Origin of the sequence: Labrenzia sp. THAF82, assembly GCF_009363435.1 — a bacterium.
Classification (GTDB): domain Bacteria; phylum Pseudomonadota; class Alphaproteobacteria; order Rhizobiales; family Stappiaceae; genus Roseibium; species Roseibium porphyridii.
Map to the genome: position 1 here is coordinate 3,553,874 of NZ_CP045354.1, position 23,682 is coordinate 3,577,555.

At 59.0% G+C, this 23,682-nt stretch carries 19 protein-coding genes; 14 read left to right on the forward strand and 5 right to left on the reverse strand.

Features of this window, described 5'->3' with window-relative positions; genetic code table 11:
- Both FIV00_RS16590 and FIV00_RS16595 read right to left on the reverse strand, forming a co-directional pair.
- Positions 1-1,938 (reverse strand): AAA family ATPase, encoded by a 1,938-nt coding sequence (locus FIV00_RS16590; RefSeq protein ID WP_173006020.1) that lies wholly within the window; start codon positions 1,936-1,938, stop codon positions 1-3.
- Between the two features lie 337 nt (positions 1,939-2,275).
- A complete protein-coding gene (locus FIV00_RS16595; protein WP_152501782.1) occupies positions 2,276-3,193 on the reverse strand; it encodes a hypothetical protein in 918 nt (305 codons plus the stop codon).
- A gap of 85 nt (positions 3,194-3,278) precedes the next feature.
- Here FIV00_RS16595 and FIV00_RS16600 point away from each other — a divergent pair, with 85 nt between their 5' ends.
- The 4 genes from FIV00_RS16600 (at position 3,279) to FIV00_RS16615 (ending at position 6,497) form a co-directional block, all read left to right on the forward strand.
- Complete coding sequence (locus FIV00_RS16600) at positions 3,279-3,503, forward strand: helix-turn-helix domain-containing protein (protein ID WP_152501783.1); 225 nt, start codon at positions 3,279-3,281, stop codon at positions 3,501-3,503.
- Between the two features lie 919 nt (positions 3,504-4,422).
- A complete protein-coding gene (locus tag FIV00_RS16605; protein ID WP_152501784.1) occupies positions 4,423-5,535 on the forward strand; it encodes a hypothetical protein in 1,113 nt (370 codons plus the stop codon).
- 97 nt (positions 5,536-5,632) lie between these two features.
- A complete protein-coding gene (locus FIV00_RS16610; protein ID WP_152501785.1) occupies positions 5,633-5,962 on the forward strand; it encodes a hypothetical protein in 330 nt (109 codons plus the stop codon).
- 286 nt (positions 5,963-6,248) lie between these two features.
- Entirely contained in the window at positions 6,249-6,497 is a 249-nt protein-coding gene (locus tag FIV00_RS16615; RefSeq protein ID WP_152501786.1) for a hypothetical protein, read from the forward strand.
- 268 nt (positions 6,498-6,765) lie between these two features.
- On the opposite strand, the gene FIV00_RS16620 is transcribed toward FIV00_RS16615, so the two are convergent.
- Positions 6,766-6,951 carry a hypothetical protein gene (locus FIV00_RS16620; protein WP_152501787.1) on the reverse strand — a complete coding sequence of 62 codons (186 nt, stop codon included), beginning with the start codon at positions 6,949-6,951 and terminating at the stop codon, positions 6,766-6,768.
- Positions 6,952-7,340: 389 nt separating this feature from the next.
- Here FIV00_RS16620 and FIV00_RS16625 point away from each other — a divergent pair, with 389 nt between their 5' ends.
- The 10 genes from FIV00_RS16625 (at position 7,341) to FIV00_RS16670 (ending at position 21,618) form a co-directional block, all read left to right on the forward strand.
- Positions 7,341-8,123: a BTAD domain-containing putative transcriptional regulator gene (locus FIV00_RS16625; RefSeq protein ID WP_152501788.1), complete on the forward strand. Its 783-nt coding sequence runs from the start codon at positions 7,341-7,343 to the stop codon at positions 8,121-8,123.
- Positions 8,124-8,568: 445 nt separating this feature from the next.
- Complete coding sequence (locus tag FIV00_RS16630; RefSeq protein ID WP_152501789.1) at positions 8,569-8,772, forward strand: hypothetical protein; 204 nt, start codon at positions 8,569-8,571, stop codon at positions 8,770-8,772.
- Entirely contained in the window at positions 8,769-9,779 is a 1,011-nt protein-coding gene (locus FIV00_RS16635) for a DUF1702 family protein (protein WP_152501790.1), read from the forward strand. The genes FIV00_RS16630 and FIV00_RS16635 overlap by 4 nt, the downstream gene beginning before the upstream one ends.
- Positions 9,776-11,632: a CRTAC1 family protein gene (locus tag FIV00_RS16640; protein ID WP_152501791.1), complete on the forward strand. Its 1,857-nt coding sequence runs from the start codon at positions 9,776-9,778 to the stop codon at positions 11,630-11,632. The genes FIV00_RS16635 and FIV00_RS16640 overlap by 4 nt, the downstream gene beginning before the upstream one ends.
- On the forward strand, positions 11,633-12,577 hold the full coding sequence (locus tag FIV00_RS16645) for an RnfABCDGE type electron transport complex subunit D (RefSeq protein ID WP_152501792.1): 945 nt from the start codon (positions 11,633-11,635) through the stop codon (positions 12,575-12,577).
- The gene (locus tag FIV00_RS16650; protein ID WP_152501793.1) at positions 12,574-18,180 is read left to right on the forward strand and encodes a type I polyketide synthase; all 5,607 of its coding nucleotides are present in this window, start codon (positions 12,574-12,576) and stop codon (positions 18,178-18,180) included. Before FIV00_RS16645 ends, FIV00_RS16650 begins: the two co-directional genes overlap by 4 nt.
- Positions 18,177-18,674, forward strand: a complete 498-nt coding sequence (locus FIV00_RS16655; RefSeq protein ID WP_209006585.1) for an acyl-CoA thioesterase — start codon at positions 18,177-18,179, stop codon at positions 18,672-18,674. The genes FIV00_RS16650 and FIV00_RS16655 overlap by 4 nt, the downstream gene beginning before the upstream one ends.
- Before the next feature lies 1 nt (position 18,675).
- On the forward strand, positions 18,676-19,989 hold the full coding sequence (locus FIV00_RS16660) for a hypothetical protein (protein ID WP_152501794.1): 1,314 nt from the start codon (positions 18,676-18,678) through the stop codon (positions 19,987-19,989).
- 2 nt (positions 19,990-19,991) lie between these two features.
- Positions 19,992-20,825, forward strand: coding sequence for an AraC family transcriptional regulator (locus FIV00_RS16665; RefSeq protein WP_152501795.1), 834 nt, complete (start codon positions 19,992-19,994; stop codon positions 20,823-20,825).
- The gene (locus FIV00_RS16670; RefSeq protein ID WP_173006022.1) at positions 20,776-21,618 is read left to right on the forward strand and encodes a trans-aconitate 2-methyltransferase; all 843 of its coding nucleotides are present in this window, start codon (positions 20,776-20,778) and stop codon (positions 21,616-21,618) included. The genes FIV00_RS16665 and FIV00_RS16670 overlap by 50 nt, the downstream gene beginning before the upstream one ends.
- Here FIV00_RS16670 and FIV00_RS16675 read toward each other — a convergent pair whose 3' ends face one another.
- Together FIV00_RS16675 and FIV00_RS16680 are read right to left on the reverse strand one after the other, a co-directional pair.
- The gene (locus FIV00_RS16675; RefSeq protein WP_173006023.1) at positions 21,619-22,194 is read right to left on the reverse strand and encodes a DUF899 family protein; all 576 of its coding nucleotides are present in this window, start codon (positions 22,192-22,194) and stop codon (positions 21,619-21,621) included.
- A gap of 5 nt (positions 22,195-22,199) precedes the next feature.
- Positions 22,200-23,489: a cytochrome P450 gene (locus tag FIV00_RS16680; RefSeq protein ID WP_173006024.1), complete on the reverse strand. Its 1,290-nt coding sequence runs from the start codon at positions 23,487-23,489 to the stop codon at positions 22,200-22,202.
- Positions 23,490-23,682 lie beyond the last annotated feature (193 nt).

The following is a 23,682-nucleotide window of genomic DNA, read 5'->3' on the forward strand; positions in this document are numbered from 1 at the left end:
TCAGAAGGCCCTCCGAACACTCACATCAGCCCCGGAAATAGTTTCCAGCACCTCCCTGCCCTCAAGCTTGTGCCTATGCATCAGGGCGTCGACGAGCGCTTGATGTGCTGGTTCGCTCTCCTCCAAGATTGCGCGGGCGTCTTCATAGGCCTTGTCGAGCGTTGCCTCGACACGTCGGCGCAGAGATTGATCGGTAAACAAGACTTCGCGGACCTGCTTCGATCCGCTCGGGACAAGGTGAACAAGGCTGTCGCCAAAACCGAGGCTAGCTTCCATCTCCGTTGCGATCTGCGTGGCGAACGCCAGGTCAGACCCCATGGAGCCACCGCCCCCGTCGGCTATCTCGCCGAAAACAAGTTCCTCCGCGGCGAGACCCGCCAGATGCACCATCAGTTGGGCCTCATAATCGCGGCGTGTCCTGCCCTTGATCGCGGATTTTCTGACTTCCAGATAACCAACCTGGCGCTGTGTTCCTTGCATTGCGAGGTCCGGCTCGATCTTCAGTCGAAGGATCTCACCGTCACCGACTTTGGCCTGGACGATCGCATGTCCTGCCTCATGGACGGCAATACGTCTGAGATCCTCCTGGCTGAAGGCAATCCGGCCTGGAAGTCTGGACACAAGATCATCACGTCGTAGGTCCCGCTTTTCCTTTCGTGCCGTCCGGCGGGCGTCGCGCACCAACTTTTCAATGTCCGCTCCCGAATGACCTTCGAGACGGCCCGCAATGGCTGAAAGGTCTTCGCCGTCCATTGCGCCTTTCAGATGCCAGCGCAGGATCTGTTCACGGGCCGGACGATCGGGCAGGGATATACGGATCGTCTGTTCCAGACGTCCAGGCCTCAGGAAAGCCGGATCAACAAGCTCCGGATAATTGCAGGCTGCTACGACAACGATGCCTTCCCGCCCTTCAACGCCATCGAGACACTCGAGCAATCCGTTGATCTTCTCGACGACATAGAGCGCATTGTCGCCTTGGGCGAACCTGCGATCTCCGACGGAGTCGAACTCATCAAGAAACAGGATGCACGGTGCCGTCTTTCGAGCCTCCGCGAATGTCTTCCGCATGGCCTTCAGGAGATCACCCAGATGACCGGCCGCTTGCCACTGCGCAAGAGAAGAAGCCACAAGCTCGACGCCGCAACTTTTCGCCAATGCCTTCGCGTACGTGGTTTTGCCGGTTCCGGGAGGTCCTGCCAGAAGCACACCGCGATTGACATCCGACCAGGGCAGCTTTCCGGTCCGCCACTCCTCCAGATCCGCGGCAAGTTCCGTACCCCACTCCCCGGCCTTACCAAGCCCTGCAAGGGTGTCGAGAGAGAGCCCCTCATTGATCAGACGGCTGTCAGCTTTGCACGGATCACTCGCGATCGCGTTCAACACCTTGCGCCAAGACTTGCCCCTGGATCCGACCATAGTCAGGTCGAACAAGCTGAACTCCGTCAGTTGCTCGGCCTCCTCCAGGCTGATATTGACACCGGCACAGTAAGAAAAAGCAGCTCGGATGTGTCGCGCCGTCGGCTTTTCCAGATGAACGACCGCGTCCGCAATTTTCCTAAATAGATTGGGCAGGTCTTCTTCGTCTTCCACGACCGCAAAGATGGCCTTCGTGCCCTTTAAGGCAAACAGGAACTCCTGTTCGGTTTTTTCAAGCTCTCTGGACTTTCTGGAGCCGGCCGGTTTGCACTCAAGAAAAACCGGTAGCGGGTCCGATTGCCGGTTTCTCAATACCCCCAAATCCGGCAGACGCAGAATAGTCAGTGCGTCCTGAATTTCATCGACCGGCGGTTTTTCACCGGCGACAATACCAATCACTGGCGGGTGCCAAAGCTTCATCTCCGGCACCGAGCGTAGTGCACGGCGGACGATGCATTGCGTAAGGAACTGCTCGAATCCCGGTTTCTTTTGCTGAAAATAGTGGCGTAGGACGTCGGACATACAGGTACTTTCTTGAAAAGCCACAACGGATGGTTTTGGGGTCAACGGGAAGCGTGCTCCCGTAGGCGATAACGGCGAGACAACGTTCTCTCGGCACCGATGTCCCTCGGCAGCAGTTCCGCTGCCTTTGGATCTTCCAGGTTTTCGACGAACACAGACAAAACTCTCCTGTTTCCGCCGAAGGTTTTCCAGGCGGGAGTGAATATTCATGGTGATGATCGGGTGTTGGCCTTTCCGGTTTCGTCCGGTGTCAGGCCCGTTTTTGCGTCACTGCGTTCTCGCGTGAATCGCGCTTGTCGTGCCCCAATTTGCTGTTTCTGGACCCGACGTGACCGGTCTAGGTTCCGACGCTTTGCATCTGACGGCCCTGGCGCCGAAGCGGAAGAACGGACAAACACTCGGCAAGTGAAGGCCGTGCGCTGGCGACCTCAGTGGATGTCTCGAAGCGACCTTCGGGGCAAGGGGTGATTTTCTCCACCTGCCTTTCGGTGTCCACCGGTGCGGAAGTGTTGCCAATCGCTGCCAGCAGGCGCGGAGCCATACGAGCAGCGATGCTGGACTCCAGATACGCGGACATCGCTTCGACCCGGCTGGCGATCGGTAGTCCGAAATATGCATCGACCGTTTGGCGCGTCACCTTTTTCCGGGCAACGATCCCGGAGCGGCCGTACCAGTCGACGAGGACTTTTTTCACGGACAACACCGGAAGTCCCTTTCGAAGCGTCATGTTCTTCAACATCAAGCCGGCGGCGGTCAGGTCTTTGCGAGCGTCTCGTGCATCCCGCCCTCCCTGAGCGCCGCCCCCACGCTTCACCGAAATGACATGCAAGTCGCCGGTTTGATGATCGAAGACCAGGATGTCGATGACCACGCGCTTTCCGTGGGACCCGCCGATTGGCAGGTTCAGATTGTCAAGTTTGTCGAGTTGATTGCTCTCAACCAGGGACATCGCTTCCTTGGAAACCGTCAACGCGACCTGGGTCTGTACCTCATACCTGTCACCTGCTTCGGCGAAGGCGTGCGCAATAGCTTTCTCGAGTAAAAGCCCGTGACGCTTCGGCAGGCTGTCGAGCGGTCCCCTCACCTGGGTCAAAGTGTTTCCGAGGAGTTCGTCTGGGCAGTAGTTCTTGTCGAAGCACTCCTGCAACGCGGCATCGACCGCATCGCGGAGTTCAATAGGGAGATGTGCGGTTTCAGGTGCATAAGCACTCTTAACGTCGTGATTGGTGGTGGGAATTGGGAATTGCTTGTGCATAGGCTTCCTTTCGAGTTGTTCGGATGCTGATAAAATGCACAAAATGACCCGAGTGAACAGAATTGATTCGATTTACGGTTAATTGATGATAAATCCGAAGCAATGCCGGGCGGCCCGGGCTTGGCTGGGCTGGTCTCAGGATGACTTGGCAGACAAGGCTGAGTGCGCGCGCCGGACCATTGCCGCGTTCGAACAAGAAAAGTCGGTGCCATTCGATAGGACATTGCGCGACATCCAAAAATCCCTTGAAGACGCGGGGATCACCTTCCTCATGGATGGCGCAAGGGGAATTGGATTGCGAGAAGGTTAGGAAAACTCAGGGGACGACTAAGACGCATTGCCCGAAACCTGACTTGAAGCGGGATGCATGACCGGCAACTCGACACGACCTGTCTCAAGTTACGCTCTTTCGATTCATCTATCCATTTTTGCGATTCAGTTTGCTCGTTTCGAGATTCATGCGGGAACGGCGTGGCATGAATTTTCAACCTGAATCGGACCCCCAGCCACGGCTGGTAACGTCAAGGCGACGCTAGGACGTCTAGCCGAATGTCACTGACCGGATTTGATTGACCGCCAAGTTGCCCTGATCCGTTTCAAATTGCGTTCTTTCGATTCAAGAAACGGTTAGGCGATTCAATTTCCTGGATTCGCAATTCATAAACACACGGCGTGATCCGGACACCGATTTCGACGGAACTCTGCACCATCGAGCACCAAAAGGCTGGCTCTCATGGCCAGATGGCGGGCGCTGGCGACTAACAATTTTAGGCAGGTATTGAAGTGCGGCAAGGTGGAAGAAATCCCAATCTGAAACAAAAGGCCTGAAATTCGTAAACGTAGGCGCAGATACTGATATTTATGATCTCAAGGATTCGCGCGGTGCCTTGCTGCCAAACCGATAAATTGCTTGCGAATCCTTGCGGCGTTGCCACCAGTGCGTTGCCGACGCGCCCGTCTCTGGCGTTTTCATCGTTGACACCGGAAAAATTGAATCCTTGAGCGAATCCTTTCACCCTTATTGCGCGCAAGGATTCGCAGACCTCAGATAATGCGTCTGCGATGGCGGAGAAACCTCTTAATAAATTGATTTTTATGTATTTACACCCGTTACAAACCCTTAAGGACGCCAGCCGGATTTCGTTGCAGGCACCATCCTTCTCATCTAGCGAATATCTGGAGGCACGACCTTGGCGTGCATGTGACATGATCAGATGAGGAGAGCAGATTTGGCGAACGAGGCGCAAACATTCGACATCGATGCTTTGGATGAGGACACCCGCAAGAGGCTCACAGCCTTAAACAGCAAGATCGAGCACCACAAGAAGCGAGACACCGAAGGAGCGTTCGAATTGGGAGAATGCTTCGATGAGGTAGCCGAGGTCGTCGGAAACGACAAAGACTGCGAAACCTGGCTCGAAGGTCAGTTTGGCTATACCGACCGGCACACCCGAAACTACAGATCGCTCCGTCGCCTGAAGGCTTTCAAGAAACGCTGCATAAACGCAGCCATCCTGCCTACCGCTCTTTTCAAGATGGCTCATGCGGATAAAAGCTGCGTCGAAGCGGTCCTGGCCGAATTCGAGGCTGGACGGAAGCTGCGCGTCGAGGACGTCACCCGGATCCTCAAGGGAAACGACGCCGAGTCGGATGGCGTCATGGAAAGGCCCGTCGAGGACATCCCCGGAATGAAGGGCTTCGAGAAGTACGCCTTTCATGAAGTGAAAAACCGCTCCGAACGGTTGAAGGAGCTCATGCTTCACATTCTGACGTCTGTGATCGAGGCCTACGAGCCGAAGCTCCGCGGGCGCGCCCTGGTGAAAAAGCTCCTACGGGAGAATGTTCGCCTTCAGGCTGAAGAAACCTACGAAATTCTTAAGACCACCATCGGCTCTTTTCAGCGTGATGAACAACGGCAAAATGCGATGGGGCACCTCAATCTTGAAACGCCAACGAACGATGGTGGCTGGAGCAAAGTCCTGCCGACATTGTGGTCACTGAGGTACTTTGAAAACGTTTCGTCGGCCGACGCCCCGGAATTCCTCAAGGATAAAGCCATTCCGCAACTCCAATGGGCCCTTGGTCTGAGCGACGCGCAGATCCAGGATCTCTTTAAAAAAGCTGATGAGAAAAACAATTCGAAGCAGGTGGTGAAAAAAGAAAAGCCTGCAAGAGCAGCGACAAAGGAGACAGACTCTCCTGCGTCAAGTTCCAACGATACGCGCAAGGACCATTCCGGCGATGCGCCCATTGCCCGCCACGATTTCAAGTTGCCGGATTTCATGATGCGGGGTGCAGTGAAGGTTGCGACGTCAACTGCCGACAAGGAAGATGCGGCCTAGAACACGGCAGCCTTTGGCTCATCGATTATTCGCTGGGAGCACCGCGGAAATAATTTCCGCGCTTCCGCTCCTCCTTGTATCCACCATGTTTGGAAGAATGATGATGCCGCCTCGCGCTTCACTCAAACAACGTCAGGCAAAGAAGGCCGAGCGTCAGCGCGAATATCGCCAACGGCAGAAGGACGCCAGACGCCCTTCGCGTGATGATATCGCAACAACAACATTTCATCTGATTGTTCAGGAGACCGCTCGAGTCGGAAACTGGAGTACCTTCAACAAAATATTGGATCTCGTTATCGACAGACTGGTCGAGCGCGGGTTCGACAAAGTGGCAACGGAAAAGGCAATCGATGACTTGGTTGAGAGGTACGAGAACGGCTGGGAATTTCAGCGCAAGCCGGACTTCGAAAACGATTCCGAAGTATAACGGCGTTCCCACAGTTTGTAGCTCGTCCCCACGTTACTACCTGGAACGCCGTACCCATGTGAATCGCATTTTTCTGAATCTGCATTCGGGTCGAACGAAGGGCTTATGTTCGTTCATGGTAGCGCTTTCGATGGTTGAATCGTGCAGGCTATCCGCCGCCTCCCCAACCATTTTCGTCGCCTTTGGCTGCCAGATCATTGGCGTGTTGAGCCCATGCCTTGGCAACTCGAGCTTTCGAGAGCACAATCGAGCAAGGCGCTCTGCAAAACTGGGGAGATTTCTTCATATGGGCAATGAACCAGTTCCGGAAAAACCCAAGGTCAATCTTACCCCTTCGAGCTCCAGGCAACGGGCAAGCTCCGGGGCAGAGAGCGGCAAAGAAACGGTTCAATGGCTCGACAAATTCACCGAGCGAATGGTCCTTCCGGGGGAACATGAAGAAGCGTTTTTTGCACGTCGTCGCGAACTCAAACTCGGCGTCGGCCTCGACGAAAACGGAAACCTCGTTCAAGCGGTTGAGACGCCGAAAAAGTGAAAGGGCGACGCAAATAGAAAAGCTTCACAACAACGAGATCGTAAACCGGGTCTCAGACTGACATGTTCAGTGCGGCATCGTCCGGCGGGCGGCCACGAGGGCAATTGATGTCCTGGTTGAACGACACATGTATGGATCGGATTTCCAGTCGCGACGGTCATCAGATGACGTCATCGATGAATAACGCCGTTCCCCTTTCATGTACGTCGTCCCCCGTTACACCCTGGAACGGCGTGATCGGTTGAATCGAAATTTTCGAAAACAGCGATCAGGTTGAATAAATCGCCAAAAGTCCACTTAATGTGGCGCTTTCGGTGACTGCATCGTGCGGTACCAGAACATACCGCCAAGGTTTACCGTCGCCCTCAGGGGCAAATTCATTGGCGTGCTTTACCCACTCTTTAGCAGCCCGGGCTTTGGAGAGAACGATCGGATCAGTCTGCCGCTTCGACACCTCCTCCACCGGATACCCCCGCTCGGTGATCTACGCCACCCCATCCCGTTTGATTTCGTCGCTGAAGTTGGATTTGCCCATCATGGCCTCCTTGCTTCTAAATTAGGGAAGAAGGCGCGTATGAACAAAGGGGCTATTCACTCCAAGCAGACTCTGATTCGCCGATTACGCTCGCTGAGCATCGGCGAATCCTTTTTGTGTTGTCGTAGCATTAATTTCATACTACCATATCAATCCAAGAAATAGAATGGCAACCTTTAATTGCGTAAATCTCTAGCTTATATTCGCAAGTCTTAAACTGGCCGCTCGTGCTTCACGCACACGTCCTGATGTGATTTCTTTTTGATCGCATACGTAGTTTTGGAGTTTCTGCCTGTCGGAGTATTTTCATGAACGATGTGAGTTTTCTTGGGACATTTCGCGTCGGGACAGGCTCTAACGCGCGATGTGCGGGAAGCGGTGTTGCCGGCCGAGAAACCATTGCCTATTTATTTCAAAATCCGAACCATATGTTCGACCGCGAGGTCATTACACAACGCTTCTGGTCGGATGAGGATCGCGAAAATTCAAAACCCGCATTGAATAATGTTGCCTCGCGCCTGCGCAGAGCGCTCGAAAAATCAAAGATCAAGTCGGTCGTTCTGCGCGCGGACAAATGGAGCATCGGCATCTATTTGGAAGACGAAGAGCTGACGGACACGCGTGCCCTGTCGCTCGCGTTGCGCCAGCTTCAACTGGGCGAAGGCGATCCCCAGGAATTGTACAGGCGGATCCAAGACCTTTACCGCGGCGAATTCCTGCCCGGACACAGCAACTGCTGGACGATGATCGAACGCGAACGCATGTTGTCCATCTATGTGCGCGCCATGCTGCTCGTCACGGAACGGCTGTTCCGGGAAAAAGCGTACAATGAGGCGACAGATTGTTGCCGGGCCATTCTCGCACATGATCCCTTAAGGGAATCCGTTCATCGCAGACTGATGCTCCTGCAGGTCCTGCGCGGTGAAGGCGGCAAGATGTGCCAGCATTATTCGAACTTCAAAAACACCTTGCGCGCGGAATGCTGCGCCGCCCCGACCTGGCGGACCCAATCGCTGTTCGCGGTGCTGAGCAAGGAACCCAGCCGGTCTCAGCTTGAAAGCATTGTGAACGGCGAGATCTCGGTCGACTGAGCCTCTGCAAACAACCAGCCGGTGCAAAGGCATGCCCTCTTCCGGCCTCACTGACTGACAGGATACCAATCCGGGGCCCCGCCCCACGCTTCATTTCCAGCGCAATTGACCACAGTTTGGCTTGTGCATGACGAAGCGGTGTCTGATCCGGCATTGTGGAATCAGCGTATAATCTTCAGATAAACCCGGCACCTGCCCCGTCCGAGCGTCTCTATGGGTTCAGCCAGGTCCTTGCGGCCGCCGACTGTGAGTAAAATGACAGCAAACTGATAGCCTGATGTCAGTGCGGGGCAACGGCTTTGTGAGCAAAGCCCGCTTCAAACGGGTGTCTTCCGTACGCTCTTCTTTCTTTTGGATAGTATGCTTCCGCCAGCGCAATTCATGAGTGCGTCCGGAGACGCCGATTACCCTTTCGAAAACTCAGTTGAGTGGAGTTGTTCGTAAGATGGGTGATCGTAACACCGTGCTGAGAACCGAGTTGATCATACGCGCCTGGTGCGATGAAGATAAGCTCAAGGACGAAACGATCAGCGGGTCAATTACCACGCTGAACGGAGACAACGAAGCGCAGTTTGTCGGGCTGTCCCAGCTTTTCACGCGTCTTAGCGCCTTGCTGCGGCAATTGCTTGGGCCGGAGCAGCCGTCATGAGGATCGGCTCGCTTTCCTCTCCTATGTCCGGCTCGGCTAAGAGCTGGCGGTCTTCCTTGTGGCGCGTTCTCAAACTGCCGCCGGAAATGGCGTCCCTGGACAGGTTAAAGTCGGGATCTTTTGATCAGAACCGGTTCAAACAGCTTGAAGCGATCACATCGACCTTCGTCCGTGGCTACAACCTGATGTTCGACCGGGGCGCCGTGGTCAACCTCACCACTGCTTTCCGCGACACCCCCGCGGAGCGGCGCGGGTTTCTGGTGGAAGGCGCTGCAATGGGGGCCTGCATCCGGGACGGATTGTCCTTAAGGCGCAGCCATCTCGACAGCTTGTACCGGGAATATGGCGGCGAATTTCAATATCTCATTCAGGTTGGCACCGGCTGGGCTCTTGCACGCATGCCCTGGCTGGGAGGCCACATCAAGCGGCGGCTGCCCTTGTTTCACTTTTCGCTCACTCTTGACGGACAGGGATTCCACGACACTTTCTTTCACCCTGAACGCCTGACCGATGGAGATTTGCGCGAGACCCGCGGCAAGGCCTTGAAAGCATATGACCAGGGGATCGGGCGCGCACTCTGGTTTGTGTCCCTGTGCCGCGTCGACCAGGTGTCAGACATCGTGTCCGGATTTTCCGGAGACCGCCATAACGACCTCCTCTCCGGTCTGGGACTGGCCCTGACATATACCGGCGTCGCCTCGCCTGCGGACTGCTCCCGGCTGCTTGACCGCTTTCCCGAGCATCGGGGCGCGATCGCGCAGGGCGCGGCCTTTGCCGCCACAGCGCATGTCGAGGCGGCAACCGGCAACGAGGACAGCGAACGTGTCTGCGCCGCCCTCGCCGGCCTTCCGGCACAAGCCTGCGCCGAGATTGTCACACGCCAGCGCCCGGCGGCCTCGCCGGCAACAAAGGCCAACGGGCTCCATCTCTACGAGGCTTGGCGGCGATCCGTCCAGCAGACGCTCATCTCCCAGCCGCAACATGAACTTCTGCGAGCACCATCATGAACCGTACCCTTTTTGCCGCGGCGATCATTCCCGCCTCCTTTCTGGGCATGGCTGTTTTGTCCGCGCATGCTCCTTTTCCGGACATAGAGGACTTTGCCTTCGAGCGGCACGAGCTTCCGTCTCTTGGACAGAACGAGAGGTCTATCCGGTACGTAAACCCCGGGTTTGAAAGCATCAGCGCCTGGATTTCCTCGGTCGGCGCGGCGGTCGCCCTGTTCGATCATGACGGCGACGGCCTGCACAATGACTACTGCCTCGTGGATCCCCGGTATGACAGCGTAACTGTTGGCCCCGTCCCGACGACCGGTGACCGCTTTTCCCCCTTCGCGATCCGGTGGTCGGACAGAACAATTGCCGCCAACAGTGTCGCGCCCATGGGCTGTCTTCCGATAGATGCTGACCAGGATGGCCGGATGGACCTCGTCGTTTATTATTGGGGGCGCGGCCCCTCGCTCCATCTGGCGTCCGGAGGCTTCGAGCCCCGGCAGCTTCTGGCCGAACCCGAAATCTGGAACACCAACGCGGCCACGGTTGCCGACGTGAATGGCGATGGCCAGAACGACCTGCTGTTCGGAAACTATTTTCCGGACGGCATGCATATCCTTGGCCGAACCGGCGCCGTCCACATGCAGCGCTCCATGAGCCGCGCCCGCAATGCCGGGCGCAACAGGCTGTTTCTTGGGCGCGTGACGGCAGACCCGGCGGAGCCCTTGTTCGACGATGCCAGTTCCGCCTTGTATGACGCGGTTCCAAATGGCTGGACCTTGGGGATCGGCGCCGCCGATATCGACGACGACGGCTACCCGGAACTCTTCATCTCCAATGATTTCGGCCCGGATCAGTTGCTGCACAACCGGACCGGCTCAGGAACGCTCAGCTTCCTGCCGGTCACGGGCCGCAGAGGCCTGACGGACAGCCGCTCGCGCGTTGTCGGCCGGGACAGCTTCAAGGGCATGGGCGTTGATTTCGCCGACCTCGACCGGGACGGCAACCTGGATTTTTATGTCAGCAACATTGCGGAAGATTACGCCCTCATGGAAAGCCATCTCCTGTTCAAAGGCACAGGTGATGCGGCCGCGTTTGCCAAGGGTTATGCACCCTTCAAGGAAGTCAGCGGTCCGTTGGGCCTTGCCCGCAGCGCATGGAGCTGGGACGCGAGAATAGCAGATTTCAACAATGACGGTGTTCCCGAGCTGCTCCAGGCGACTGGCTTCGTCAAAGGCACGATCGACCGCTGGCCCGAATTGCATGAAATCGCAATGGCAAACGACGAATTGCTGCAGTTCCCGGCGGTCTGGCCGAAAGTCAAGTTGGGAGACGATCTGTCCGGAGACCGCGCCGACGCGTTTTTCGTGGCCGGTACGGGCGGACGTTACGTGGACGTCGCCAATCATCTCGATTTTCTACCCGCTACGGTTTCACGGGGCATCGCCATTGGCGATGTCGACGGAGACGGCGATCCGGACGCCTTGATCGCACGCCAGTGGATGCCGTCGGTCCTGTTGTTGAACAAAACGCCCACGGCGGCGGACGGCGTCACGTTCGATCTGCGGCAGGAAAACCCGGATGGCAGCACCCGACCGGCGATCGGGGCCGTCGTTCGTCTCTATTCGCGAGATGGCACGCCAATGGGCATCGAGACCGTGTCCGGAGGCGAAGGCCATTCGGGAAAAAGCGCTCCGGAAGTCCATTTCGGCCTTGGGAAATGGTCTGAAAGCGCTGGTTTGTTTGCTGAAATCTCGTGGCGCGACCGGCGTGGCCATCACCGTCAATCCGTCACCGTCAATTCCGGCAGAAACCGGCTGGTGCTCCGACCGGCTGTCTCTTCAACCGTCCAGTCGCAGGTGAAATAGATGACCCTCAAAGCACATGCATCGCCTCTTCCTGCACCCGCCCCCGTGTCCTGGAACGACAAAAGACTGGCGGGGCTCAGCCGGTTTGCGGTGGCCATTACCGTGCTCAATATTCTCGGCCATTTCTGGCTTGGTTTCGAGCAGTCCTGGGCCACGCCCTTCGTCGCGCTCGGGGCCGCCTATGGCACCGAACTGTTCCTGGAGTGGCTTTCCGCACGCGATGAAAAACGCAGGCCGGCCTTCGTCGGCGAACGTCTGGCACCGGTCAAGTTTCTCCTGTCTGCACATGTCACGGCCCTGGCGGTTGCCATGCTGCTCATGCCCCATGAGCAGCTCTGGGTCATCGCTTTCGCGGCATCACTGGCGATTGCCTCAAAGCGGCTGTTCCGCGTCAGGATCGGCAAGGCAAACCGGCATTTTCTCAATCCGTCAAATTTCGGCATCACGGCAGTGCTGCTGCTTTTCCCCGCGGTCGGCATCGCCCCGCCCTATCAGTTTTCGGAAGGCACCTATGGCGCGCTCGACGTGCTTTTGCCGCTCATCATCATCTGTACGGGAACCCTGTTGAACACCAAGCTGACAGGACGCATGCCCCTGATTGCGGCATGGGTTGCCGGTTTCGCGGTCCAGGCCGTGCTGCGCGGTCTTTTTACGGACGCGCCCATTCTCGCCGGCCTCGCCCCCATGACCGGCTTCGCCTTCATCCTGTTCACCTTCTACATGGTGACGGATCCCGCGACGACGCCCAACAACACACACAACCAGGTGATTTTCGGGCTTGCGGTTGCGGCGCTTTACGCTGTGCTGCTTCAGTTCCACATCGTCTTTGGCATGTTCTACGCCCTGACCCTGGTGACCATGAGCCGCGGTCTCTGGTTCGGTGTCATTTGTCCGCTCATCAAGGCGCGGCGCCAGCCCGATGAAAGTCTGGAGCCCGCGGAATGAACAAGCGGGTCGCCATAGTCTCTCTGGCTTGCCGTTTCGCGGAGGCGACGCAGCCCGATGCTCTGTGGCGCAACGTCCTGGAGGGCCGAAGATCCTTCCGTCAGATCCCACCCGAGCGCCTGGCACTTGTGGAGTATGTTCCAGACAGGATCGGACCGTTCGATGCCATCGACAAGGTTCCCGCCGGACTCATTTCCGATTGGGAGTTCAGGCGCGACCGGTTCCGTGTCCCCAAATCTACCTTTGAAGCCGCCGATCTCGCGCATTGGCTGGCGCTAGAGACGGCGGTCGAGGCCGTTAACACCGTTGGAGGCGCCGGCGCCTTAAGCGGGCTGCGCACGGCTGTCATTCTGGGCAACACGCTCACCGGAGAATTCTCCCGGTCGGCCCAGTTGCGCCTGCGGCTGCCTTATCTGCAGCGCCATTTGCAAAACGCGCTGTCTGCAGCTGGCCTTTCGTCTTCTCAGGTCAGCACGGTTCAGGACGCTTTCAGCTCTCGGGTCCGGCAGGACTTTCCGGACCCGAACGAAGAAACCCTTGCCGGTGCCTTGGCGAACACGATCGCAGGAAGGATCGCGAACTATCTCGATCTTGACGGCGGTGCATGGACGGTCGACGGCGCCTGCGCCTCCTCCCTGCTCGCGATTGCCGATGGTTGCGGTCGCATCGCCGACGGGTCAACCGATCTGGCGATTGTCGGCGGTGTCGACCTGAGCCTCGATCCGTTTGAGCTTGTCGGATTTTCCCGGACAGGCGCCTTGGCTAAAACCGAAATGCGCGTTTTCGACAAACGCGCTGCGGGTTTTTGGCCCGGTGAAGGCTGCGGCATCGCCGTGATTGCAAGTGAAAGCGCTGCAGCCCTCCTAAAGGCTGATCCGCTTGCCTGGATTGCCGGGTGGGGCGTTTCCACCGATGGTGCTGGCGGGCTGACCCGGCCGGGAGCCGAAGGCCAGATCCGGGCCATCGAACGCGCCTGGACAATGGCGGGTGCCGCTCCCCGGAGCGCGGGTTATTTCGAGGCGCATGGCACGGGCACGGTGGTCGGCGACGCGACCGAAATACGCGCGTTGGCCGATGCCATAGGCACGGACGGGCTGTCGGTTCCCGTCGGTTCGATCAAGGCGAATATCGGCCATTGCAAGGCGGCTGCCGGCATTGCCGGCCTGATCAAGACCGTGAAAGCGCTTGAGAGCGGGATTGTGCCGCCGCATGTCAGCTGTGACGAGCCCAACGAAATTTTCGCCGGCACCGGCCACCGTCTGAAGCCTGCGCGCGCGGATCTTTTCCCTGAAGGCAAACGACTGGCGGGTGTCTCGGCATTCGGGTTTGGCGGCATCAATGCGCATGTGGTCGTTTGCGCGGATCAAACGCCTGCCACCGCCGCGATCCCCTCGCAGCCCTGCGCCCAGTCGAGCGAATTGTTTGTGTTTGCAGCAGACAGTCTCGAGGCGCTCCAAACCAAGCTGAAAACGCTCGCCGACCGGACCCCGGCATTCAGTCTCGCCGAGATTTCCGAAGCTGCCGCAGATTGTGCGGCCGCAACGCGTGCGGGCGGCCGGTTCCGTGCAGGCTTTGTCGCGTCGACACCGAGCGGCCTCCATTTAGCCCTGAAACGGGAGCTGGAGCGCGTCCACGCACCCGTGCCGGAGACGCCCCGGATCGGCTTTCTGTTTCCGGGCCAGGCCGCACCGGCCCGGGGGGACCTCGGGAGTTGGACCCGGCGCTTCGGCATCGAACAAGCCGACCAGGTGGAAAGGCCAGCCGAAGGCGCGCAGGAAACGCAATGGGCGCAGCCCTTGATCCTGTCCTCCAGCCTGATCGGACTTGACCTGATGGCCCGTGTAGGCGTTTCGGCCACACTGGCAGCAGGGCATTCTCTCGGTGAGTTCGCGGCACTTTCTTGGGCGGGCGCCTTGTCGCCAGGCGACGCGCTCAACCTTGTCATGGAGCGCGGAATGCTCATGGTGGAGCATGGCCGGCCGGGCGGGGCAATGATGCGCCTGCCGCTGTCGGTCGGCGAAATCAAGCAAATTGGTTTGCCGGAGAAGCTTGAAATTGCCTGTCTCAACGGTGAGCGCGAAACCGTTGTCGCAGGTCCGGCCACTGCAATTGAGAGATGGTCCGCGCGGCTACGCGCAGACGGCGTATCGGCGACGGCGCTCAAAGTGTCGCACGCCTTTCATACTTCGGCGATGTCTGGCGCCAAGGCGCCATTTGAAAAGGTTCTCAAAAGAGCTGACTTTGCACCGCTCAAACGCACAGTCCTCTCCACGGTCACCGGCTCGGCACTCGATCCCACACCAGATCTTCCGGCCCTCTTGACCAGTCAACTAACCGCACCGGTGAAGTTTTCAGAAGCCCTGGCAGAACTCTCCCAAAACTGCGACCTTCTGATTGAAATCGGTCCAGGCCAAGGGCTGGCGCGGCTGGCTGATGCGGCTGGCACGCCGGCTGCCTCCTTGGATGTCGGGTCCAGCAAACTCGACCCGCTGTTAATGGCCCTTGCCCTTTGCTGGGAAGCTGGCGCCGGTCTCAATCTTGACCTGCTGTTCTCCGACAGGCCCTTGCGGCCGCTCGGCGAGGCGCCGCGCCTTCTGGCAAATCCCTGCGGCGCCAAACCGGGGTCCGACCACCTGTCCTCCCCGGCCCAAAAGCTGTCACAGCGGATCGATCTCGAGATGTATTCCGCGCCGTCCGGCGCCGCTGGTCAGGTCTCCGGCAACGCTGTTTCAACGCTTGAAACGGTACGCGCCGCCGTCTGCGAGGCCTTGAGCTTGCCCGCCGAGTGTGTCCCGGCGGACGCGCGGCTTCTGGATGACCTTCATCTTAATTCCTTGTCGGTCGGGCGCATAGTTCAGCAAAGCGCCGCCGCCCTTGGGCTCAGCACCCCGGCCATCGCGACCGATCTGAGCGGCGAGACAGTTGAAGGCCTGGCCAGTTTTCTCGATGAAATCGCGGAACATGGCCCGGCCCTATCCACTGACCGGGACGTGGTCGAAGGTGTCGCGCCCTGGATTGCCGACTTTGCACGTGTCTGGGAACCGGTGCTCGGGATCGAAGCTGATGCGTCAGCTCAACGGTCCTGGCGGTGCTACGGACCAGAACCGGTCGGGCTCAATCTGAAGACCGACGCGGACAGTGGTCTTGTCTCTGTTCTGGACTTAACCGGATCACGCGAGGCGGCAAAGGCGCTCTTCGATCGGGTCAAGTCGGCCCGCGCGGATGGGGTCCAGCGCATTGCGCTCCTGCACAAGGGGCTTGCTCTGTCCGGCTTTGCACGCTCACTTATAAAAGACGGCGTTTTCAAGAGCGTCGCCTGTGTCGATCTCCAAGGTCTTGGTCCGGAAAGAACCTTGGCAGCTCTGCTTGATACGATCCCCGAGGGTTACAGCGACCTTCGGATCGAAGATGGAAAGGTTGAGCGGTCTTGCCTTCAACGGGTTGACGCAGAACCGGGCGCACCGGACACGGGGCTTAACGCAACAGATGTGTTGTGTGTGAGCGGCGGCGCCAAGGGAATAGGCGCGGAATCCGCGCTCCATCTCGCCCGGCAGGCCAATACATCGCTTCTTCTGCTGGGGCGCAGTCCACCATCGGATCCCGAAGTTCAGGAAACACTCACACGCGCACGGGAACTTGGCCTGATCGCGGAGTATCTGAGTGTCGACCTGTCCGACCTGAACGCTCTGAGGGCAGCCCTTCGCACTTGCCCGTTGGCGGAGCGGGTGTCGGCGATATTGCACGCGGCCGGCGTCAACGAACCCAAGCAGTTTGACAAATTGGATCCGGCTGATCTGGACCAGGCCATGGCCGCCAAGGTGACCGGCCTGGAAAACCTGCTGACCGCCTTCCGGAAACACCCGATCCGGCTTGTTGTCGGCTTTGGCTCCATCATCGGTGAGATCGGCCTGGCGGGCGAAGCCCATTATGCGCTCGCAAACGGGCTCATGTCGGCCCGCCTGGAAGCCTGGGGCAAAGCAAGTAGCGTGCTGGTGCTTGCGCTTGACTGGTCCGTCTGGGCGGGTGCTGGCATGGGCGAACGTCTTGGCGCGGTCGAACGATTGGCGGCAAGCGGCGTTGAGGCCATTCCGCTGACCACCGCGTTGGAGCACTTGTCCACGCTCGTTGCCTCTGCCCGCACAGCTTCGGGCCGCAGGATCGTCACCGGCCGTTTCGGTCCGCCGGATGATGTGTCGATCATCGGGCCGCCTCTGCCGCTGGCGCGCTTTGCCGGCACCGTCAGACAGCACACGTCGGAGGTTGAGCTGGTGCTCGACACGGCGATTGCGCCGGGTGCCGACCCCTGGCTTTCCGACCACAAAGTCGACGGCACAGCCGTCGTGCCCGGCGTCATGTTGCTGGAAGCCATGGCGCAAGCAGCCAAAGCGCTCACCGGCCAGGACGTGACCGGATTTCGCGAGCTTGCCTTCCATTCCGCGATTCTACCGCCAGACGCCGGCCTGACCTTGCGGATCGCCGTTCTGCAGCAGACGCGGGGCACGGTGACAGCCGCGGTGCGGGCTTCGGATGACGGCTACCGGGTCGACCGCGCCAGCGCGACCATCGACTGCACGCCGCAGCCAGAGATTAACACCGCCTTCGAAATCAGCCCGGACATGGATATCGACGGCGCGCATATCTATGACGGCCTGTGTTTCAACACCGGCCGGTTCAAGAGAATTGCACGTCTTCAGCACCTGACCGCCTATGAACTTCGCGCCAGCTTCAGCGAACGCGATCCCCGTCCCTGGTTCGGTCCCTATGAAGCCCAGGACATGTGCCTTGGTGATCCAGCCACGCGCGACGCGGGCCTGCATGTCCTTCAAGCGTGCGTGCCTCAACGGCGTGTCCTGCCTGTTTCCGTCGAGCGTGTGACACTTGCCGATGCCAAAGCGGAACGGCACAGCGTTGAAGCCCGCGAAGTCTGGTCTGACGGGCAGAGGTTTGTTTTCGACATTCTGTGGCGCGACAGAACCGGCCGGCCGGTCGAACAATGGCATGCGGTCTGTTTCCAGTCCGTCGGTGACCGCAAGATCGACGATCTGCCCTATCAGCTGCTGCCGGCCGCCATGCAGCGCGCTGCGGACCTGTTCTGCAATCGCAAGGACATCCACGTCGCCATTTGTAATTCGATGGATCGCAAGCGCCGGCGCGAAAGGGTCCTCGACACGCTTCACGCGACAGCGGCCGGGAAGCGCGGCGACGGCATGCAGCTGATTGAAGGCTCCGACACCCTTTCGCTGTCCCACAACGGCTCCCTGACATTCGGTCTGCGCGGATCGGGTGTCCTGGCCTGCGATCTGGTTGTTACCACCAATGGCGTGCCGCCCGCGCTGTCGCCGGGCGACGGCCGTGTTCTGGACATGCTTGAAGGCTTGGACAGCCAGTTCGCGTCCGTCGTCACCTGGAGCGCACGGGAATGCGCCCGCAAGGGCGGCCTCCCCCCCGGACAGCCGCTGATCCCGCTCAAATCCCCCGCCCCTGGACTGACGGTGTTCCGGTGCGGACCGGCCAGGATCTTGTGCCAGCGACGCAAGGACAGCGGCTGCGCAGCCATTCTTTTGTCTCCCGGCACCCGCCGAACCTTGGAGGCCGTCCAATGAACGTCCACAGCCCTCAGAATTACTTTGTCTACCGGCACGTGATCTCGTTCGAAGAGACCAATGTCGTCGGCAATGTCTATTTTGCCCGCCATGTCGCCTGGCAAGGTGCCTGCCGGGAAATGTTCCTGCGGGCCCATGCACCGTCAACGCTGGATGAGATTGCGCGCGACCTGCGTCTCGTAACCGTCCGGGTTGCCTGCGACTACTACCAGGAACTTCAAGCCTTCGACGAAATCGAACTGAGGATGAGCCTCGCCAACCAGGCCGGCAACCGCATCGAACTGAATTTCGACTACCGGGTCTCCAGAGGGGATGGCTGGCTGCAATGTGCGCGCGGCCAACAGGAGATCCGGAGCATGCGTCAGCGAGAGGGGGCTCTTGTGCCCTGCTCTATCCCGCAAGGCATGGCCTCGGCACTTGTTGCCTTTGGACCCTCGTCTCCTCCGATCGCAACGCATTCCCTGGAACCCAGTGAAGTCTCCCATGGAGGGTAAAATGAGCTTAATGGAACAACTGAAAACAACCCCGAAAGCAGCACCGACAGACTACGCGGAACTCATTCTCGAGGAGTTGAACAATTACGTCTTTCCGAACGAAATCAGGGCACTCTACGCCCCTGAAATCTGGGCGGAAATCGAGGCCTCGGTCAAAGCCTTCAAGGACGCGTCTGGACGCTACAACACCAAGCGCCTGCGCCGCATTCTCATCAACGACAATCCGATCCTGGGAGAACGCGATGCCACCATCCGGGCGGACCAGGAAATCTGGGCCAAGGTGCGCAAGGCAAATCCGGATGTCGACTGGGTTGTGAACCGTATCCGCGACATGAAACCGGGCCGCGGACGAGTTTCGGCCCTGCTTGCCCTTCGCAAGCTGATCGACCGGGAACCGGACAAGGTCGAACGCGCACTGAATTCGCTTGCAACCGACACGCAACTTGCGGACACGGACCTGACCGAATGGGCACGGATCTCCCTTCAGGAAATCGCCCTTCAGCGTGGCGGAAACTCCGCCGAAGTCCTGGCGAATTCGGCTTCGGACCGGCCGGTGCACTACACGCCGGGACAGGTCTTCGATGTCACGATGCCGCTGTATTTCGAATGCCGCGCCATCACCAAGATCGGCCAGGTGGAAATCGAGACCCAGATTTCTCCGCTCTGGTTCACCGAAATCTTCGGCGATGCCATGGCCATGGTGAACGCGGCAACGTTCCAGAACGAACTGGTACTGGAAAAGCAGGTTGAGGGCCTCCATCCGGACGGTTCCATGCATTACGAGCATTTCCCGTTCGCCGGCGAGACGTCCGAGATCAGCCCGTCGGTTCACCGCCACAATTACTGGGCGTCCGTGCGCAGGCCGTTCTATGCCTCCGGCAAGGTGGAAGACGTTTCCAACAACCAGCCGGTCTATGCCGGCATGCCGATGACCTTCTTCCGCCTCGCCCATACGTTCACGCATGAGCGTTACGCGGTGGCAGGCCAGCCCATGCCGGAATCCGTGCGCGGCATCTTCTTTGGTTTCGGCCACACGGATCCGCTGAATCTGATCAAGAAGGCCGGCAACCTGGGCGTGGGCGATTTCCAGATCTCCCCGCGCATCAACCCGCACACCAATGAAGAAGCCAACACCATCTTCTTTGGAACCTTCTTCGGCAAGTTGCAGGGTTTGAAAGAAACCGGAGAAATCGCCTTGAACGCACGCAGCGTGCATTGCGATGCCAAAGGCCGACTGGACTATAACGGCGATGGCAGCATGGCGCCGGACCCGATCCGTCCCGACGATTGGGCCCAAGGTGGTTCCGGAAGCTGAACATGCTCGACTTCATTGCGACGGGCCCCGTTGGCGGGGCCCGGACGTCAGGCCTGCGGGACATTCTCCCGCAGGCGGACAAACCATTGGAACTCGCCCTGGCCCGCCGGGTGGTCCGCGCCTTCATCGAAAGGTTCCGGACCCAGATGGGAGAGCCCATGACGCTTCAGGACCTGGCGGAGGAAACAGGCTGTTCGACCTTCGGTGTCATCCGCGCGTTCCGCCGGCTCACCGGCGTCACACCGATGCGCTATCTCTCGATCCTGAGGCTTTACGAAGCCAAGAAGATGCTGTTGCAGTCGGATTTCAGCGTCATCCGCATCTGCTATGAAGTGGGGTACGAGAGCCTCGGCAGTTTCAATAATCGTTTCAAAGCCTTGACGGGCGTTACGCCGACGGGTCTGCGCGCCATCCGCGACACGCTGGATCCGGTCGACCTGCTGCCCAAATGCAGGCGCGACAACGCGGAAAACTTTCAAATTTGCGCGACGGTGCAATTCAAGGCCCGGGATTACTACGCCAAACTTGAGGACTTCCGCCTCAGCCCGACGATACAGCCGCCGGCATCCGGACGGATCATGGTTGCGTTTGCCGTGCCGTGGAGCAGCGACATCAACGCCCTTCTTCTCCCCGAGCAGGTCTTGCGCACAGATCCGATCGAAGGTCTGAACGCCAGCAAATGCACGCATGTGTCGCAACTCGACCTCCGGTCCTCGCATGAATTCGATCCGCCGGTGCTGCCGATCATCGCTTACGGACGGTGCAGCCAGATCGGACCGGCGGGCCATGAAACTGCCGGAGAAGGAGCAAGTCTTGTCCAATCTGTCCGGGTTTAATGTCTCAGAAGCCGAAGCGCGTCAGCAGGAGATCTATGCCGCTGCCGACAGCGAGATCTGGCGGCAGGCGGTTTACGAGCCGCTTCACGGAGGCTGGGACCTGGCCTGTATCGCTGGACGCCCGTTTTTGAATTTTATCATCAGCGACAGCGCGTTAGGCCCTCAGTCCAGCGTTTTGGAACTCGGCTCGGGCGCAGGTGCGGCCTGTGACTATCTCGCTAGCAGCAGCAATGCCGCCATTGTCGGGATCGAACGCAACGCTGCACAATGCGAGCGCGCCCGCGCGCGCAGATCCGACGTTCGCCCCGGCAGCCTGACATTTGTTTGCGCGGACGCAAGCAAATGGCGCGCGTCTTCGCCGAACTTCACCTGCGCCTACCTTCTGGATACGTTGTCGCTGGTCGATGATTGGGACGGCATGTTATCTGCGGCCCGTTCCGCCTTGCCGGAGGGACAGGCTCTCTATATCGCGGACCAGTGCGCGGGCGAAAACATCCAGGCCGACACCTTGCAACGAGCGTATCAACTCGACGGCTTCCTCGCACTCCGCCCGGCGGCCCATCTGCGGGAAGTCTTGAAAAATCAAAGATTTGGATCCGTTGAACAACGCGACGCCAACGCCGATGCCATTGCGGCTTTCAGCACCATGCAAGCCGCGCTCGGCCGTCTTTCGGCCACGCCCGCTTCAACGATCGATCCGGATGTTCTCGCGGCCTGGTCGGAACTGACCGACTTTTACCTCGCTGCGTTCAAGAACCGCGAGCTCGTTTACACCCGGACCAAGGCCTGGTGATCAGAGAGGTTCGAAGCCGTCTTCGGCGTCCCGCGGCAGCAGCTCCAGGAAACTGTAGACAGGGTTGAACTTGTCATGCGGGCCGAAATAGGCCATCGCGAAGCGCCTGATGGTTCCCTCGCCATCCAGAGTGAAAGTCGATGTGCCCGGAAGCATCCCGGCATCCTCTCCCTCGCGCCGGAAAAAGCCCATATCCTCGGTGAACGAGGTCTGCCCAGCATCTGCCATTTTGAACCGCCATTCGCGTTCCTTGCTGGCAGCTTTCTGGCGCTCGACCGGGTCATGATTGATCATGGCAACGGCCGTGACCTGTTCAAGCTGGCCAAGCAGGCCATTGAGACCGTCCGCCCACATGCTGCAATACCGGCACCCGGTCCCCATATTGTGGATCACGATGAGTTTCTTATGATCGCCGAAAAGCTGGCTTAGCCGTACGGGACCGTCCCAACCCTGAAATTCATGATCTGGAACGGCGGTGGCCTTCACTTCTGCCCGCAGCGACTGAATTTTCGCTTCCAATTGTCCGAGCTGGTCCTCAAGCCGGTAAAGCTCGTCAATCTTGCTGATCTGGTTCATGTCAGTCATCTCCTTCGCGAGTCTGGAGCACTGCCCGTTTCAACAGGCAAACACTTCAATCCTCTGAGACCAATGCTGCCCGACCAGACCGGCTGGTCAGAGGCCAGAACAAGATCTGGGCAATGCCTCAAAAGCGCTTCGACCGCGGACCGCACTTCGGCCCGTGCCAGCGTAACCCCAAGGCAGGCGTGAACACCATGACCGAAAGAAATGTGAGGATTGGGCGCGCGGGCAATGTCGAAGCGCCCGGGGTTGTCGAAGACGGCTTCGTCATGGTTTGCCGAACCGATCACCACACCCACCGGGCTGCCTTGCTCGATCACCTTGCCGCCGAGCAATGTTGTTTCCCTGGTAAACCGGAAGGTGATCTGCGAGGGCGAATTGAACCTGGCGAATTCTTCAATCGCCGGCCCGATCAACCCGGGAGTGTCCTTCAGACGGGCAAATTGATCCCGATGGGTGAGCAAAGCCTGAAGGCCGTTGCCAATCAGGTTGACGGTGGTTTCGTGGCCGGCGAAGACCAGCAGCGCGAGGGTTGCAAGCAGATCGTCCCGCGGGACTGGATTGTTCAAGGCCCCCTTGGAAAGCTGTGCGATCAGCCCATCAGGGGTTCCGCCGTGCTTTCCCTCAAGTACACCATCGAGATACTCGGACATTTCCCGTGCGGTCAGTGCGCCGTTTCTGCGCGTGGCGTCAAACGTTTCGGCCGTGCAGAAATCCAAACCTTCAAGCAAGGCCGCGGACCAGCGAACCAGCCGCGGCATGTCCTTGTCAGGCAAGCCGAGGATATGGCCGATGATTTTGCGGGGCAAAGCCAGCGCGAGATCCTGCATCAGGTCTGCCCGAGGTTTCGCTGCGATGGCGATCGCCAGGTCTTGTGCCGTCCGTTCGATGAGAGGTTTAAAGTCCTGAATGGCATTGCTTGAAAAGGCGCCGGCCACACACTGGCGCATGCGGGTGTGGAACGGAGCGTCCCTGAAAATGAACCACCGGCCGAGCATGTCATAGAGCGGCAAATACTCCGGAGGTGGCGCCGGTAATCCTTCCGGCGCAGCAGAAAGCGGATCAGCGGCAAAATTCGGATCGGCGAGAACGGTCTTAGCCTCCGCGTGACCAAAGACATACCAGCACCCCGGCCCCATCTGGTCCGGCGCCGCTCCCCAGTTCACGGCCCCTTTCCGGCGCCAGTCTTGATAGGCGGCATAGGGGTCCGCTCGAAAATCCGAAGAAAAGGGATCAAATCCGCGGTCTTTGTCGGAGGACCCGGATTTTATTATCCGTTCGGCAGTCGTCATGACGCAGGCTCGATAACCAGTTTTAGTCTGTTTTACAGTCTGAAGCCGCACCATTGCAGTAGTCTTCTTCAGGATTGCGCGCACACACCAATGTGACTGCAATCTCGAATAAGCCCGCCTGCGGGCCGCTGACTACGCTTTTCCCATGGCCAGATACTTGTTCGCAGCTGCGCCTGTTGGGCGGGGCGAACGC